This is a genomic window from Synechococcus sp. MIT S9507, from assembly GCF_047304715.1.
Taxonomy (GTDB): Bacteria; Cyanobacteriota; Cyanobacteriia; order PCC-6307; family Cyanobiaceae; genus Synechococcus_C.
In genome coordinates, this window is the sequence record NZ_CP138970.1 from 1183180 (window position 1) to 1199943 (window position 16764).

14 protein-coding genes and 1 pseudogene are annotated in these 16764 nt (G+C 56.6%); 4 read left to right on the forward strand and 11 right to left on the reverse strand.

Translation table 11 applies throughout. The features are described from left to right. Nucleotides 1-5 precede the first annotated feature (5 nt). Nucleotides 6-722, reverse strand: a complete 717-nt coding sequence (locus tag SIB83_RS06340; RefSeq protein ID WP_413404283.1) for a hypothetical protein — start codon at nt 720-722, stop codon at nt 6-8. A 76-nt stretch (nt 723-798) separates the two neighbouring features. On the opposite strand from SIB83_RS06340, the gene kdsA reads away from it, so the two are divergent. Together kdsA and SIB83_RS06350 are read left to right on the forward strand one after the other, a co-directional pair. Further along, complete coding sequence (gene kdsA / locus SIB83_RS06345) at nt 799-1650, forward strand: 3-deoxy-8-phosphooctulonate synthase (RefSeq protein ID WP_413747114.1); 852 nt, start codon at nt 799-801, stop codon at nt 1648-1650. 4 nt (nt 1651-1654) lie between these two features. Further along, the gene (locus SIB83_RS06350) at nt 1655-3463 is read left to right on the forward strand and encodes a hypothetical protein (protein ID WP_413747115.1); all 1809 of its coding nucleotides are present in this window, start codon (nt 1655-1657) and stop codon (nt 3461-3463) included. Nucleotides 3464-3491: 28 nt separating this feature from the next. Here SIB83_RS06350 and SIB83_RS06355 read toward each other — a convergent pair whose 3' ends face one another. The 5 genes from SIB83_RS06355 to SIB83_RS06375 are packed head-to-tail and all read right to left on the reverse strand — an operon-like array spanning nt 3492 to nt 9747. Continuing rightward, nucleotides 3492-4373 carry a sulfotransferase gene (locus SIB83_RS06355; protein ID WP_413747116.1) on the reverse strand — a complete coding sequence of 294 codons (882 nt, stop codon included), beginning with the start codon at nt 4371-4373 and terminating at the stop codon, nt 3492-3494. Continuing rightward, nucleotides 4370-5542, reverse strand: coding sequence for a glycosyltransferase (locus tag SIB83_RS06360; RefSeq protein WP_413747117.1), 1173 nt, complete (start codon nt 5540-5542; stop codon nt 4370-4372). The genes SIB83_RS06355 and SIB83_RS06360 overlap by 4 nt, the downstream gene beginning before the upstream one ends. Then, on the reverse strand, nt 5539-6822 hold the full coding sequence (locus SIB83_RS06365; protein WP_413747118.1) for a glycosyltransferase: 1284 nt from the start codon (nt 6820-6822) through the stop codon (nt 5539-5541). Before SIB83_RS06365 ends, SIB83_RS06360 begins: the two co-directional genes overlap by 4 nt. Continuing rightward, nucleotides 6815-7963 carry a glycosyltransferase gene (locus SIB83_RS06370; protein WP_413747119.1) on the reverse strand — a complete coding sequence of 383 codons (1149 nt, stop codon included), beginning with the start codon at nt 7961-7963 and terminating at the stop codon, nt 6815-6817. The genes SIB83_RS06365 and SIB83_RS06370 overlap by 8 nt, the downstream gene beginning before the upstream one ends. Continuing rightward, nucleotides 7963-9747 carry a glycosyltransferase gene (locus SIB83_RS06375; RefSeq protein ID WP_413747120.1) on the reverse strand — a complete coding sequence of 595 codons (1785 nt, stop codon included), beginning with the start codon at nt 9745-9747 and terminating at the stop codon, nt 7963-7965. The genes SIB83_RS06370 and SIB83_RS06375 overlap by 1 nt, the downstream gene beginning before the upstream one ends. A 206-nt stretch (nt 9748-9953) precedes the next feature. On the opposite strand from SIB83_RS06375, the gene SIB83_RS06380 reads away from it, so the two are divergent. Continuing rightward, entirely contained in the window at nt 9954-10136 is a 183-nt protein-coding gene (locus SIB83_RS06380) for a hypothetical protein (RefSeq protein ID WP_413747121.1), read from the forward strand. A 44-nt stretch (nt 10137-10180) separates the two neighbouring features. On the opposite strand, the gene SIB83_RS06385 is transcribed toward SIB83_RS06380, so the two are convergent. From SIB83_RS06385 to SIB83_RS06400, 4 genes are all read right to left on the reverse strand, one after another. Beyond that, nucleotides 10181-12004, reverse strand: coding sequence for an ABC transporter ATP-binding protein (locus SIB83_RS06385; RefSeq protein WP_413747122.1), 1824 nt, complete (start codon nt 12002-12004; stop codon nt 10181-10183). Between the two features lie 74 nt (nt 12005-12078). After that, complete coding sequence (locus SIB83_RS06390; protein WP_413747123.1) at nt 12079-13185, reverse strand: glycosyltransferase family 1 protein; 1107 nt, start codon at nt 13183-13185, stop codon at nt 12079-12081. After that, on the reverse strand, nt 13185-13898 hold the full coding sequence (locus SIB83_RS06395) for a heme oxygenase (biliverdin-producing) (protein WP_413404304.1): 714 nt from the start codon (nt 13896-13898) through the stop codon (nt 13185-13187). Before SIB83_RS06395 ends, SIB83_RS06390 begins: the two co-directional genes overlap by 1 nt. 73 nt (nt 13899-13971) lie before the next feature. Next, entirely contained in the window at nt 13972-14427 is a 456-nt protein-coding gene (locus tag SIB83_RS06400; RefSeq protein ID WP_413747303.1) for a hypothetical protein, read from the reverse strand. 71 nt (nt 14428-14498) lie between these two features. On the opposite strand from SIB83_RS06400, the gene SIB83_RS06405 reads away from it, so the two are divergent. Beyond that, nucleotides 14499-15773, forward strand: a complete 1275-nt coding sequence (locus SIB83_RS06405; protein ID WP_413747124.1) for a ChbG/HpnK family deacetylase — start codon at nt 14499-14501, stop codon at nt 15771-15773. Here SIB83_RS06405 and SIB83_RS06410 read toward each other — a convergent pair. Then, a pseudogene (locus SIB83_RS06410) lies at nt 15761-16699 on the reverse strand (glycosyltransferase family 2 protein). The gene SIB83_RS06405 and the pseudogene SIB83_RS06410 overlap by 13 nt on opposite strands. Nucleotides 16700-16764 lie beyond the last annotated feature (65 nt).

Sequence of the window (16764 nt, forward strand, 5' to 3'; positions counted from 1 at the left end):
CTGGATCAGTCCCAGAACTTCATGGCGTCATCACGCGCACCGAACCACTCAGCAGCAAGAACGCCACCCATGGTGCGCTGCTCGCGAAACCAGGGTCCTCCCAGAGTCCAGTGCAGCAGACGCGGTCCGCCATCACCGACGGCATCAGGGGGCGCCTCCTGCACATCAACGAGATGGTTCCATCCGGAATCAAGAGCTCCGATCTCATGATCTCCCTCAAGCCAGTGGAAGCGATGCAGCTCCAGCCCGGTGGCCGTGTTGACGTAATCAACCGTGAGTTGCAGGCAACGACTGCAGTTCAGCAACATCAGTGAGCTCCAGTTCTTCTTCGGATAGGCGCTTTGCACTTCGCCGAGGAACTTGACCGTCTCACCGGGCACGTGCTCATGCTGTACGCACATGGCACCAAAGCGGTCATCACGCAACTCCCAGAGTGACTTGATGTCGCCTCTGCAGAGCATGTCGCAGTCCATGAAAAGTGCCCAGCCCTCGTAGCCCATCAAATAAGGCACCAGGAAGCGCGTGAACGAGAAGGCGGTGCTCTGCTTCGGATCGCGTTCGCGCCAGAACAGCCCTTGAGCTTCCAGCTGTGGTGTGACCAGCGGTGTGATCGCCAAAGGCACCGAGCTGTGCTGATAAAGACTGTCGATCAACACGTTGGTGGCAGCCCGCTCACGCGGGTCGTAACCGATGAAAATCGGGATCGGACTCACCGTCACCACTGATTGCACTCTCTGCGGCGCAGGTTACGGCCAACAAAGGCACGAGACGTAAGCTTTCGCCCGCAGCTCAGACAACATGACCGCGCGGCAGGTCACCCTTGGATCGATCAGCTTCGCCAACAACGCCCCCTTTGTGCTGATCGGCGGCGTCAATGTGCTGGAGTCCAGAGACTTTGCTCTTGAAGTCGCGGGGCATTACAAGCAGATCTGCCGGAAGCTCAACATCCCGTTGGTCTTCAAGGCCTCCTATGACAAAGCCAATCGATCATCGATTCATTCCTACCGCGGCCCGGGGCTGCTGGAAGGGCTGGAGATTCTGAGCGAGGTCAAGGAAAGACACGGAATTCCTGTGATCAGCGACGTTCACAGTCCTGAGCAGGCCAAACCTGCAGCCGCGGTCTGCGACATCATCCAGCTGCCTGCCTTTCTGGCCCGGCAGACCGATCTGGTGGAAGCGATGGCACGCACTGGATCAGTGATCAACATCAAAAAACCACAATTTCTAAGCCCATCACAGATGGGAAATCTCGTTGAAAAATTCAGAGAGTGTGGCAACGACCAGCTGCTGATCTGTGAGCGAGGAAGCAACTTCGGTTACGACAACCTCATCGTGGACATGCTCGGCTTCGGGGTGATGAAGCAGTGCTGTGATGATCTGCCTCTGATCTTCGATGTCACCCACGCACTTCAGTGCCGTGATCCGGGTGGTGTTGCCTCAGGTGGGCGCCGCAGCCAGATTGCTGATCTGGCAAGAGCAGGAATGGCAGTGGGGTTGGCTGGCCTCTTCCTTGAAGCCCATCCAGATCCAGATCATGCCCGTTGTGACGGCCCAAGCGCACTGCCACTGGACCTGTTGGAACCTTTCCTGCAGCAAGTGAAAGCGATCGATGATCTGGTGAAAACACTGCCCAACCTGACCATTCACTGAATCGATGCAAGGCAAGGGGTCACAGTTCGCACAACGCTGGAGCATCTGGCTCTCTGGTGCCTCTGGGATCACATTGATCATTGGTGCAGTGTTGGCACTGTGGATCCAATCCGGCCAGAGCGGCATCGGCATCCTCGAGAAAGAAGCCAGAGATTCTTTCCTAAGGCAGTACAACGACATCGCCCATGCAGGACTGATCATCATTTTGATCCTGCTCACTGGGATCCTGATTCGCGCCATCAACAACGCTCCAGAAGAGCAAGCCAGCGGTTCAAATCAATCTGGCTGGCTGGCAGGAATCCTTGATTTCATCAAGAGGCATCCAGCCGTCACCATTGTTTTCACGGCCTATACGGTCGTGATGGTGAATGAAAGCAGCTGGTTTTACAAAGAGATTCTCACCTGGTATGACGATATCTACACCGATCAGCTGCTGAACAACTTCAGCCTCAGACAAAGTTTCATCCGAGAAACCATGGGTAGAAACGACTTCCGTTTCTACCCTCTCTCCCATCAGGATCTACATATTCTCAGCTGGTTTACGCCTTACACCAAAATCTGGTCTCTAATCAGCGCAGTTGAATTAATTACAACAATTATTCTGGGCTGCAGAATCGTCCAAATCATCAATCAAAAAAAGACCGGCTCCACGCTGTTCCTCATGGGAAGCTTGCTGTTTTTATTTACAAGCGCGACAGCATTCAACTATTTTCAATTTATTTACAGCGAAAGAATACTGACATTTTCTTTGGCCTTATACATCTACCACTATGCAATTTATCAATTTTCCGGACGAGAGAAGAATGGCCTTTATGCTCTGCTGTTTGCACTGCTCATTCCATTTTTCAAGGACACCGCAATCCTGCTTGCTGTCATCCCCGCAGCCAGCACGATACTTCTGGGCAGCCTTGGCAAGATGCAGAACTACCCAAGCTGGGACTCAATAAAACCCGCCGAATGGATTAAAGCCTATGCCTTAGAAATCGCGCTCTGCAGCCTGGCTCCATTCTTTTTGGCGTCTTTCATGATCCTGAGCGCCCTCCCAAGCCTCGCTGCTGAAGTTCAGCGTTATGACGCTCACTTGGGCTTCTCGGTGTTTGCACTGGATATTCGCCTGATCTTCTTCATTGGCTTCATCGCGACACGCCTTTGGCTCATCCAGCGCAACCGCACAGACGCAACAACGCTGGATGTTCTCAACGTTGCCGCTCTTGCCTACGGATTCGCCCTCTACGCACTGGTTGGGCTAGATGGCAGCAACTACATGACACTGCCAATTCAGTTCGTCGCAGTTCTGGACATTCTGCTGATCTGGGAGACGCTTGCCGCTCCGAGACTGAACCAGCGCCTCAACAAACGCCAGGCCCAGACCATTGCAATTGGAGCCACGCTTCTACTCCTTACCATTGAAGATCGGCAAGCCAACACATTTCAAGAGCGAGCAAGCTTCATCAGCTGGAAGCAAAGATCTTGGCAAAAAACTTACAACCAGGCAAAGAAGATTGCCAGCGAAGCAAGAGAGCGCGGTGAAACGGTTAATCTCATTTATTCAAAAGGCTGGTTCAAACACTCCGATCAGATGAGACAGCTACCTTATGACCGACTCGTGTTTTACGACCTCGACACCAAGCAATACACAATCAAAGACGGCATCAACAAAGGCATGAATTACACACCCGCAAAAGGGGACTATTTTATTGATATTGACACTGGCTACAAATTAACTCAATTTGGAATTAACCTCTCAAACTATGAAGTGCTTTACCAGGAAAACAAAGATTTTGAATACGCAAGAATTTTTCGCCATCTCTGAGAACCACTTCAGCAAATAACGCCTGTCTTTAATCGCTGTTTGATCCGTTGTAGCTGTTCTCCGAATAAACCAATTTGCGATTCATTCGTGCCACCCAGGGCAGCGATAACGCCAATTGTGCGAGCCCGGATGGCTGCTGCAACCAGGCTCCGTCGTAGTGAATGGACTGACCACGACTCGCATCAAAGCGCATCCGGTTTCCAGAGAGAATGTGACTGTTGGAATGCTGTGCTGGCGCCAGCATCCGCGCATCAAAGTCAATGTCCAGCCACTGACACAGCCTCCTCAGGCTTGCTTCTGGATCGAGAGCAAGCTGCTCATAACCCAGCCGGAACACAGGCCACCCCGAGGAGTCAAGTCTCGAGGCCTGACGCGCATTGACGCGGCACCAACGCAGCAACGGCTTCAAACCAGGCAACCATTGCCGGCGGCGCCGACCATCACGGGAGCGGGAATGCACCCAGCTGCGAAGGTCCCGAGTGAGATGAACAATGCGAATCTCCAGGTCGGGTTCCTTCAAAAAAGGAAGAACCATGTCGTCCTGGAAGGAGTCGACCACCCAGTGGGCCTCGGGGTGGTGCTTCTTCACGCCATCCAGCAGTCGCATTGTTTTTTCAGAAAGTGAGCATCCGTCATGGGCAGGCAGCCACTCCAACATCGGGCCCCAGACCGGGCATGCCGCGGCCACTGCACCACAGGTGCAGCTGCGCTTGAAGCGCAGTTCACGGCGGAGCTGGGCAGGCCCACGTCGCTCATCCCCTGGCGCAGGTCGTTCAAGGATTCGTGCAGCTTCCCCGAGGCCGACCAGCTGAGGATGCGCTCCAAGGGAAAGATCCAGGATCGTTGTACCGCTGTGCCCAAGACCGCGGATCAACAGCAACCTGCGCCTTGGCAGCGAATTGGCTGTCATGGCAGCGGCTCCGACCGGTGTTGCATGACCTGATGCAACAGCTGCGAAACCTGCTGAAGGTGGTGCTCAATGGTGAAGTGCTCCTGAACACGCCGTCGCCCGAAATCTCCCAGACGTGCTGCAAGAACTGGATCTTGCACCACCTGGGCCATCGCCTGGGCCATCGCGGTCTCATCACCTTCTTCCACAAGCAGACCGCTCTGCCGGTCGATGACCACTTCAGGAATCCCAGCGTGGCGGGTCGCTACCACAGGCAGTCCACTGAGCTGGGCCTCCATCACCGCAACAGGATTGCCTTCACTGTCTCCATCGGGCGCCACCATCGAATGCTGAACAAAAGCCCGCACCTGGCGCATCAGATCAGCCACCTGCTCCTGTGAGCGCATCCCAAGAAAATGAACGCGGTTTTGCAGTCCCAGATTGCGCACCAGCGAGCGCGCCTGCTTGAGCAGAGGTCCTTCCCCAACCATCCAGAGGGATGGCTCTGGATCTGCAGACTCGAGCGTCCGGCACAGCTGTGAGAAAGCCCGGATCGTCTGAAGCGGACCTTTCTTGGCAACAAAGCGCCCCACCGCGAGCAACTTCGCAGGAGCCTGCGCCGGTGAACTGCCATAAAACAGTTCAGGGTTCGCACCGGATGGGCTGATCAACAAGCGATCAGCACTGGCGCCGAGCGCCATCAAGGTGTCCGCCATCGGCCTGGATTTAACAATCACACCAGCGGCTATCGCCAACAGGCGTCGGTAGCGCCCGCGCAACAAACCCAATCGACCCTGCGCTGAAGCATCGGAGCCGCGGAAATGCACGACCAACGGCACACCGCTCCAGGCACAGGCCTCCATCACCCGCACCGCCTCAAAGCCGAACTCCACCATCACCACATCGGGCTGATGGCGCCGGATCAACGCGCTGGCCACCAGTGCCGCAGGCCAGCCAGCCAGTCGCAACCGATGCAATCGGGTCAACAGCTTGCTCAGCAGAATTGCACTGCCATAGGCCAGCCGCCAGGGCGCATTGAGGGGCAGCTCATCACCGAAATAGGCGATCAACGCAAACGGCAAACCGCGCAGATTGGCGCGAATGAAGGTCTCGCTGGCTGCCCGAGCGGATGGTGCCAACACCAGTACACGCTTCTGCTTCCCCTGGCGACAATGGGTTGAGCCGGTCATGGCTGTGCCGGCAGGGCCAGCACCGAACGCCAGTGCGGCTCGACCACCTCCCAGTCCAGTGACCGCAGTGTCTGCTGAGCTGAGTCACCGCAGCGCCGACGCAAGTCCGGATCCTGGATTAAACGCTGCAACGCGGCAGCAAAGGCGACGACATCATCGGTGCGAACCACAAGACCCTGATGGCCATCACGCACCATCTCCAGGGGACCGGGCGAGGCGTCACTGACCACTGAAGGAAGACCTGTGGCCATCGCCTCCAGCAAAGCGTTGGGCATGCCCTCGAACCGGGATGGCAGAGCAAAGATCGATGCCCGCTGCATGAACAACCCTGGATCGGAACGAAACCCCTCGAAGCTGACCGCGGAGCGCAGCCCAGAGCGGTCCACCAATCCCTCCAGAGCAGCACGTTCAGGCCCATCACCCACAAGGGTCAGCCTCCAGCCCGAACGGATCGGTTCAGGAAGCAATGCGAAGGCACCGATCAAGACATCGAGCCCCTTCTGAGGCACCAGGCGTGCCACAGCCAGCACCTCATGCTGCCGCTGGGAAGACAGCCCAACCCCACGGTGCTGACTCAGACCAGCGGGAAGTGGATTAGGCAACAGATCCAGGCGCTGCCAATGCCCCATCTCCCGCATGGCCTGCAACACTCCTTCTGTATTGGCCGTGACGACATCGGCTCGTCGGTAATAAACGCAGCGCAACCGGCTCCACAGACGATCAATACGCTGCAACCGGGGGTCGTTGCGTTCCGACACCACCACATGCAGAGGCAAATCCCACGCAGCTGCACAACAGAGAACGTTGGTTTTGGTCAGCAGAGCCAGGATGCGTCTGGGACGCTGCTCCACAATCAGCTTGCGAAGACGTGCATAGCGGAAGCCGGCCAGACGGGGCATCCCACGCTGCAACAATCGCGTCGCCCAGGTGCTGCGCTCAGGATGCATCTGCCGCTCGATCAACGGCCAACAAAGTGCGATGGCGATTCGCAGCAACAGACGTTGCAACTTGATCAATTGAGCCAAGCTGAAGCGACGTGAACGGGCCAGCAACGAACGGTTGGCGACATCACTGAGCCAAGGGTGCAACGCGGCCTCATCCGGACCTAAGTCGAACACGTCTACCTCGGCGGGAAGCGCATGCTTGATCGGGTGGCCATGCCGGAGGGACAGCACCCTTACGCGCAAACCCTGAGACGCAAAATGCTCAGCGGCAAGCAGACCGACTTTTTGTGCGCCACCAGCCCCGAGATGGGGCAGCACGACCCAGAGATCATCCATCGCTCAGTGGTCGCAGTGCCTCAAGAAAATCATGGCGGAGGCGCTCAGGTGCAAATCGCTGACGCACCTCCATCGCCTCATGGGCCAAGCGACGTCGGCGCTCAGGCTCAAGCAGAAGCTGTTCAATCGCCAGCACCCAGTCTTCACTGGAGGCATCCTCCGGCATCAGGACACCATTGACGTCGTGCTCAATCAACTCGGCAGGACCGGTCAGGCAGTCGCTGGCAATGCAGGCACAGCCTGCGGCCATCGCCTCAAGCAACACATTGGGAAAACCTTCGTAGCGGGAAGGCAGCACAAACACCGCTGCCCGTGCATACCAGGAGGCCATGGAACCCACCATCCCTGGCAACAAAAATCGCTGCTGCAGATCAGCGTCGTTTCCCAGGGTGGCTCGCAACCAAGCCTGCTGATCCAGTCCCTGATAGGGGGTCTGAGGCAGACCCACAAGGGCCAGATGTAAATCGGCATGTCTGGCACCGAGAGCGGAAAACACCGGCATCAGACGGTCAAAACCTTTCTGTTGTGCCTTGGTTCCAGCCCCAAGGAGCAAGGGCACATTCTCAGGTAGCCAGTCGTTCGGGTCCACCAAAGGCTCACGATCGATCAAAGGCCAGGTCACCGGATTGGGTAACAGCAGCTGACGACGCGCGCCGCAATGGCGACGCAGCCAATTGCCGGTGATCTGTGTTTGCACCAGATGCAAATCAGCCCAGGGATAAGTGATGCGCCGCAGACAACGCCAGGGAAGGAGCAGAGGTTTGGCAGGCGGGTAATTGCGCTCCGAGACAACGCAGCGGATCGGCAAACGGAAACAAGCCAGCAACAACTTGATCGCAGGAAGCGTGGTGACACCCACCACCAAACAGCAACGTTGCTGATGCAGGAGCTGGCGCAATTTCCAGACCCTCAGGGGAAAGGCAAACCAGCCCAATCGTTCCCAAGGCCATGGCAGTGAGGACTCCTGGCAGCGCCTGACCCCTGGAGGCAAGGGATAAACATCACGCTGAGCAGACTGGCGCGTAATCACGACCACCTCCCAACCGGCCTGCTGACACCAGCTGGCCCAACGCAACAGCACGCGCTCGGCCCCACCCAACTTGAGGGAATCGATGCTGAAGGCGATCCGCACCGAACGCATCAGCTCTCTGCTGTTGGATCCAACGACTGCAGAAAGCTTCGAGCCTTTTCAGCACGCTGACGGCGCAAATCGGGGAAATACACCAGCAGCACAGGATCGACAAGCTGCTCAAGCCCCGGGCGTTGTTCCGGGGCATCCTTTGGCCAGCGCGCGTCACTGAGAAAGGTCAGCAGTGCATCAGCGAAAGCCCGGTGATCTTCCTGCGTGCTGTGAATGATCGGTTCAAATCGCTTGTGAAAACAAGCATCCCGCAAACGAGACACCTCACTGATCACCCGGTCATAGCGCTCTGCATCCTTGGCATGCCAAGCCATCACTGCCGCCACCGTGAGACTGCGCAGTATGTTGCGCGTCATCCGCAAAGCCGTCTTGCGATCGATCGCAAAGGGGTCATAGCGCTGCGTGCTGTCGATCAAATCCAACGAAGCTTTGTCAAGGCCTCGGGTGTCATTCAGAGCCATGAGGGCCCGCAGTCGTGTGAGTTGCGCAGAAATGAGCAACTTGGCCCTGTTTTCGCGATTGGGCTTGAGACAGCGATAGGTGTCAGGGTCCTGCTGGAGTTGGCACAAAAGGTCAGATAGACCCTCAACACCTTGCCGTAAGGCGACCTCATCCTTCGCATCAATGGCCCGATAGGTCCGCACCACTCGGCAGTATCCGGTGTAGCGAAACGGCAGAACCGCACTGGCAGCCAACGCATCGAACAATGTCAGCTGATCGATCCTGCTGCCAGGCCGCGAACCGCGTCGAAACAACAGCTGATGCAACAGTTCCGCCTCTCCATCCTCGAGCCAGATCCGTTCGATCAGGCGACACCCCTCGACGTAGTCACCCGCCTGTAGACGCCGCTGCGTCAAACCACCGAGTAGGACGATATTGCTGGGATGCGCCCTCAAGACCCGTCGCAGCCAACCCTCGGCCGAACCTGTCGCTCCAACCCGTTCGAAGCTGCGCACGATGAAAAGCGTCCACTGCCCCCACAACCACGACCATCGACACTGCGCCCTCAACTGGTGGTAAGGGGGCGCCTGAGGGGGGAGTGGCTCATCAGGCAGTAGTCCGTGCCGCCCAAGCAACTCAAGCATCGCCTGAGTGCGCCTGCGATAGGTGTGGCAAGAAGCTCGCTCCAGACGTCTGGACTGCAGAGGGGAATCACCAGACAGCACGCGCTCAATCGCCGATTCGAAAGCGTCGATCTCAGGAGGGCATAACAAGGCCACATCGGCTTGATCACGAAGGGATGGAATATCTGTGGCCACCACGGAACAACCAGCCGCGAGGTACTCGAAGAATTTCATCGGGTACATGTTGCGCGTGTAGTCATTGAGCTGAAGCGGCAACAAAGCCACATCCGCTTGAGAGAGGTAGGCAGGCAAGTCTTGATAAGGCCTCGGACCCAGCAAATGCACATTGCTCAACCGTGCCAATGCAGAAACATCAGTTGTGGGATCTGCCTCTCCAACCGGACCAATCAAACAAAAGGTCCAACGAGGATGGCGCTTTGCCAACACTTCCAAGAGGTGTAAGTGAAGCTTGTAAGCATCGATTGCACCGATGAACATCAACAACGGTCGATCACACAATCTCTTTGGACAATCCGAAGGCGTTGCAAGACTCGGATTGAGTGCTTGTGCAAAATGCTCGGCATCGGCAACGTTGCCGAAATAGTGAGTGCCGGCATTGCGAGGAGACAATGAACGCTGCAACTCCGGCGAGGTGGTGAAGATTGCATTGACGGCACCACACAAATCAACCTCGGCCGTTTCGATTGCATTCACTGGCATTCCTGGCTGTGCCTGGATGCGATCAACACAGTGATAAATCGTGGAATGAAATTTCTTCAGCTTCAAGTAACACCGGGTCTGAGGATTAAACGTCCACAGCAATGGTCGTCGAAAATCCAATAACCAATCAGAAATCAGAAGTGAAAGAGCCAAACTACGGCGATTGACCAATCCCCAGAACCCTCGGGTCTGGCCAGGAATGACCAATGGCGACACCACCCAAAGGTTGGCAGAAACCTGTCGAGGCCCTCTCAGTCCTCGACGAAGACGGCGCCAAATCCGACGCGAATCAGAACGATCCGGCCTGGGAGCACGCACACCCAATGAATCGACATAGAGAACGCGATGGCCCAGACCTGCTAGTGATAACGCCTGGTGCTGCTTATTAGTCCAGAGGGGATGATCCCAGTCCGCTGTGGACAGCAGCACGACATCAGCCATTCGTGATGTCAAGCAATGTCATCGCGCGAAAACTTTCAGACCTCTCACAAAGCTCGGAAAAGCTGCCACTTGCCACAATCCGGCCATCAAGAATTTCGTAGATTCGATCACACTTTTTGACCGTCGAGAGACGGTGGGCGATCACAATTGTGGTGCAGCGACGACCGACGATGTCGAGTGCCTGCATCACATCGTGCTCAGTCTTGTTGTCGAGAGCACTCGTGGCCTCGTCAAGCACCAGCACTTTGGCTTCGCGGTAGAAGGCTCGCGCCAGGGCAAGTCTCTGACGCTGCCCCCCGGAAAGCTTGGCACCATCATGTCCAACCATGGTGTAAAGCCCGTAAGGCATTCCAGCTACGGCATCGTCAAACTGAGCAGCCTCTAGAGACGTCCAGACCCGGGCATCATCAATGGAATCAGAATGCTGACCGAACGCAACATTGTCGCGAACACTCCCACTGGTCAACCTCACGTTCTGAGGAACAAATGAACAATTTGCCTGCCACGCCGGCAGCTCCTGTGCGGTAACAGGAATCCCATCAATACAAAGAGTGCCTTCAGTGGGTTGATACAGGCCGAGGATCAGATGGGCCAGCGTTGTTTTTCCGCTTCCGGTTTTACCGACAAAAGCAATTCTTGAACCACTGGGAATCGTCAGATCTACATTGTGAATGATGTCGACTTCTGATTGCTGAAAAGAGAAACTGACGTTTTTAAGCTGGATGAATCTCTGCGGCATCAGCCCACTGGGAGAAGGAACCCCCTCAGAACTGATAAGCAGACGATCTGGACTCAACTCCAGCAGATCCAGGGCTTCCTGCATCTGTGGCAGTCCACCGCGGAGTTTGTTGACACTGCGAAACAGAGATTGCAGTGGTCCTGAGATCCTGAGCAAGGCAATCAGAATTGCTGAAATTTCAGGCAACGTCTGCCGAAAGGAATCGAGGTCGCCCGTAACCAAGGAGGGGCCGACAAAGACAGCAAACAAAATCGTGATCCCCGCTGGTTCAATCACCAATCGAGGAATATCCGGCAAAAGGCGACTGATCCGGTCGTAACGCTTGGCAATTCCTCCATCTCTTGCAAATCGCGACGAAAAAAATGCCTCTGCTCCATAGAGCTGAACTTCCCTCATCGATCCAATGGATTCGTTCAGAATCATTGAAATTCGCTTGCGGTAGCGTATTTTTTGTTTTGTCGCCAAACGAAGATAAGGAGTAATCAATTTCGAAGCGACCACATAGGAAAACACCATCAGCGAAAAGACGATGAATGCCTTGACGCCTAAAACAAGAACGATTCCTACAATCAACGACAAAATTGACACCAAATTCCCAGAGCTGGTGATCAAAGGAGCAATCACCCCAGTGGAGACATTGTTGAAAATCCGATTGAATTGCAAGGCAATTCCTTTGGAGCGATTGCCAACAAAATATTCATACTCCTGACGCATCAGCGTGAGGTAAACACTGTTGACGAGGTCATTCCAGATCTCGGCACTGAGAAGGCTCTGCATCAGCGAGACGCCGAATCGAACAGCTGATGCCAACCAGAAGGTGAGGATCAACAGCCCTACGATCCAGCCCGCCTGATCGAGCAGAGCACCACCAAAAACCCTGATGCCAGGAATTTTGTCCTGCAGATTGTTACCTGCAAGCAATCCAACCAAGCGGGCAAGCAGGGCAACCAGAAAAACATCCATCACCCCCTGTAAGAAGGCGGCCACCATGACAATCAGCAGCTGCTGATTTCGCCTTCGAGGCAGATAAGCCAGCAGCTTGCGCAGATTGGTCAAGGTCTGGCTTTGAAACGGCATCGAAGCCCTCAGCTTTCAACCTTGAGCGCTCAAGGCACAGTCCACAGATTTGAACCTTAATTCGCAGCCGAGAATCAGCCTGGGCTCCAAGGCCAGACGGACAACCGATTGACCATCTTGCCGCGCAAGCGATCCCAGCGTTGTGCCCAACGCAGCTGGCGAGTGGATGGGGATCGCAACACCAGTGGCGACGCAAGACCCAGAGCACCGTGAGCGCCCAGGTCATCCAGCTGTGACAACACCTTCCCCCAGCGCTCACACCAGCGGGCTTCACTGCTATCTTCCAGCAAAGTCTCAATCATCAGAGGATCTGGACGCCATTGATGCAGACTCGCGACCGCCGCAGAGACACGCGCCAGGTCGTTCTCCAGGGTTCCCTGGCCGATCTGATGAGCCGTGACACCAGGCGACAGGCTGTCGGCAAGGGCGTGGTTGAAGCTGCTGAACAGCACACAGCCACAGGCCAGGGATTCCAGCGGTGGCAACCCAAAGCCCTCACTCACTCCCCGGCCTCGCCAATACTCCGCCGAGTCGTAGAGGTAGACCTTGGAGCGGTTGAACAGGTCAACCAGATCCTCCACCCAGCCGTTCTGCACCTCCACAGTCAGTCCCTGGGCTTTCAGCGCTGGCACCAGCTGCTTGAGAACGTAGGGACTGCTCTTACGCCTTTGCACCAACACATCGATCGGACGCTCTTCGGAGCCTCCCTGGCTTGATGCCAAGTGGCGAGCACCCCGTTCAAGCCACTGAGACTCCAGTGCATTGGGCACCAGGAAGAGAGGATTGCGAGGAGCGCGGTCGCCCCAGTAGCCGAGGGTGTTGCGGCTGACCGCCACCACCGGCACGCCCGGTGGCAGATCAAAGCCATAACCACTGCTGTGGGCCTGATACACGGAGGGGCGTCCACGCAGGCGCTCCAGAGAGCGAGGCACATCAAAGCCCCAGCTCACAATCCAGAGAGCATGTCCCGGAGCCTGCTCATCCCTCAGCAGATCCTCCAGATAGGGATGGTGATCACTGCGTTCGCGGTAGGTGACCACCTCTGTGGGAAGAAGGGTTGAGAGCAGCCGCGCTGTCTGCAGAGCAACGCTCAAACCGCCACAACGAAAACGGGTTCCGGTGCCAGGCACCAGAACCCGAATGGAGTTGAACCCCCCAGGCGAAGGCTCAGCCGATGTCATCAAGCAGCTGCTGTTTCAGTGCTGCCGCTGCGCTGACGACGGGTCAGGAAACCGAACAGGACCTTGCCGATGGCTGCCACCAGATTGCCCTCCAGCTCCTTGAACATGTGCATGTTCATGTGAAAAGCATTGTTCGCCTCTTCAACAATGCGATCAGCGGTGTCCTGATCGATCGGCAACTCATCCATGGTGGCGCGATAAGTGGTTTTGAAGGCCTTCTCATCGGCGATTTCGTCAAACACGTAGAAGCGCAGGCCGTCATCTCCGTCCATGTTCATCGCTTTCTGCGCGATGTTCTTGAGAATCTGACCACCCGAAAGGTCACCCATGTAGCGGGTGTAGTGATGACCGACAAGCAGTTCAGGGGAGTCCTTCGCCACTTCATGAATCCGCTCGACGTAAGCGACTGCGGAAGGAGAGGGCTGGATTTCATCCTTCCAGTTCTCGCCGAAGTAATAGACGAGATCCTTCTCAAGCGATTCACGTCGGTTGAGCTGTTCCATACCAACCGGTCCCACCACAGGATGATCCTTGAGTTGATCCACCTCTTCCTCCATGGCGGAGTAAACGAAGTAGAGGTCAGCAACAAGCTTTCGATAGCTGGATTTATCGACGACTCCCTTGAGGAAACAGCTCACAAAACCGGTGTTCTCGGCCATCGTGTGAGCTTTCTTGGTGCCTTCACGGAGCTGAGCAGCCAGAGCTACGGACATGGGATGGACACTTGATCGGTGTAGGCAACCATAAAATCGATTTTTGCCCGAGAGCCCAAAGGGTTGCGAAGGGTTACGCCGCTGTGCCCGTCGCTGCGGGATTGGCGAACAAATCAAACAAGTCCCGACAGATTGCGTGCAGTCGCTGAACCTGCTCGGGTTGCGGCAGATGAGAACCCTCAGGGTGCCAATCGCCCATCGTCGCCAGACGCCAGCGCTCACCGTCGTAGGTCATTCCACGCATCAAAACCCCCAGCAAATGCGGTGTGGGAAGAGATTCGCCATCAGCGGACCTGCGCTGAAGATGCAGTTGCAGCAGCAGGCTTCGGCACTCCAGTCGGGGACTCCAACCGGGGAAGTGAAAGGCCAGATCAAGGGTCTGATCCTCGTGCCAGCGGCGCGTCTGAGGGTCATCACGCCAGGGATTGAGATTGACGGTGACGGCCGGGAAACGATCTTTCACCAGGGTCACGGCCGAAGCCAGAGCCTGGGCGAGCTGCACGCTGTCAACCGCTTCTCCTGCGTTCACCGGTTCATCGTCGATGTCCACAGGTTGAAGGCTGCTGCTCCGAAGCGCCAGTGGCCGTTACGGTTGTGTCCATGATTCCGAGCACTCTCAGCTCCCGAATCAGTCTCTACGGACTGGTGGGAGTGGTTGCCGCAGCCGTTCATGCCCTGGTGCTGGTGGCTCTTGGCCTGCTGATGCCCCTCTGGCTGGCGAATCCCCTGGCCTTTCTTGCCGCGTCACTGGCCGGTTATCTAGGGCACGCAAGGTTCACCTTCCGCCCGGAAACAGGTGGCCAGAGCTTCGCTCGACGCTGGCTGGTCATCCAGTACGTGGTCAACCTCACGGTGAGTGGCGTCTTACCCCTTGCCCTGCCAAAAGCCCTGGGTGAGCCGGTGCGTGTCGCCGTTCTCGTGTTCACTCCCACCGCACTGAATGCCCTGATCTGGTCGCGGGCCGCACGCTTCAGCAAGCATCGCAGGGATGTCGTCGTCACTCCACTGCGCCATGCCGATGATCTCGGACTGAGCCCTGCCACCAACCAGGCCATTCTCGAACTCGCCAGCCAGAAGAGGCTGGACAGCTGCAGCCTGCTGGTGAATGGCCCGGTCGCTGCCGATGGCTTCCACGCCTGGCGACAACTTGAGCGAAAACACCCCCAGCTCCAGATCTGCCTGCACCTCTGCCTGACTGAAGGACCTGCATGCGCCAACCCATCAGTGGTGCCCGATCTCGTGGATTCCCATGGTCATCTGAAGCGATCGTTCGGTCAGTGGTTGTTGCTTTCACTGCTGCCACGGCGCCATGCAACACGCCGCCGGATCGAACAACAGCTCGGTCTGGAGCTGGAGGCTCAGATCAAGCGTTTCCGCAGCTTCTGCGGTGACGCCCCCATTCATCTGGATGGCCATCAGCACATTCACTTGGTGCCGATCGTGATGAAGGCTGTCCTGGCCAGAGCTGGCGACAACGGCATCACCTGGGTACGACGAACGGAAGAGCCGCTGCCCACCGGTCTGCCTTTGCGCTATTGGAGTGAAGCCATCCGTCAGTCAGGCCTGTTGAAGTGGATGGTGCTCCAAGTGCTCAGTCGCAAAGCCAGGCCTGCCATCAGGCGCTGCGGGCTGGCCAGCAATCAGAGCTTCGCGGGGGTGCTGTTCACCGGCCAGATGGCAGGTGCTCCGATACTCGCTGCCTGGAAAGAGCTGAGCAGCAGGGAACCACAAGCAGGTTCCACGCCGCCATTGTTGCTGGCTCACCCCGGTGGTCCGCTCGACATTGATCTCGTCACCGCCGGTTTTGCCGTTTCCCAACCCTTTGCCGCCTCAAGCTGGCGACAACGTGAATGGCGCGCTCTTCAGGACTTGTGAACCCGACGGATGAAGTAGTGGGGACGCGATTTTGCCTCCACGTAAATCCGTCCGACATATTCCCCGAGAACACCGATGCCGATCAACTGAATTCCACCGATGAACAAAACCGCCACCATGAGAGAGGCATAACCTTCAACATCAACACCGAACAGAGCTGTGCGCAGGACGATCACCAACACATAAAACAAACTGATCGAGGACACCAGAACGCCGATCCCTGTCCACATTTTCAGGGGCAGAACAGAAAAAGAAAAAATTCCATCAAAGGCGTACCCAAACAGCTTGAGGGGGCTCCAGGAGGTCTGCCCTCCAACCCGGCTGACCCGCTGATAGGGAAGTTCAACACTTGAGTAGCCGGTCCAGGGAAGCAGACCTTTGGAAAAACGACTGGACTCGCGCAACTGGGTCACCGCATCAAGAACAGCGGCATCAAGCAGGCGGTAATCACCAGCCCCCTCCTGGAGCTAAATTGAATCGACCACTTTGTTGAACACCCGATAAAACCAGTGAGCACTGGCCACTTTCAGGCGCGATTCCTGATCCTGGTCATCTCGCACCGCCGTGACGACTTCAGCCCCTGCCCGCCATTGGCGCACCATCTCCTCGATGAGCTCCGGGGGGTGCTGAAGATCCGAGTCAATCAACACAGCTGCTGCACAGCGACCGTTGACATGGTCGAGGCCGGCAAGCATTGCAGCCTCCTTGCCGAAGTTGCGAGTGAGTTCCAGCAGAGTCACGGGCGAGCCGGCATGACTCTTCATCCAGGTGCGGATTCGTTCAACGGTGGCGTCGGACGATCCATCGTCAATGAGCACGAGCTTGTCGACACCAGGGACCGCCAACACACGCTCCAGAAAACGTGTGATCACATCCTGTTCGTTGAAACAGGCCGCCACAACCCATACTCCCTCGGACTTCGGCATGGGACGCAGGTCGGATCGAATGACTTTAGAAAACGCCCTTTGAGTCATAGGCTCGCGGCAACGTG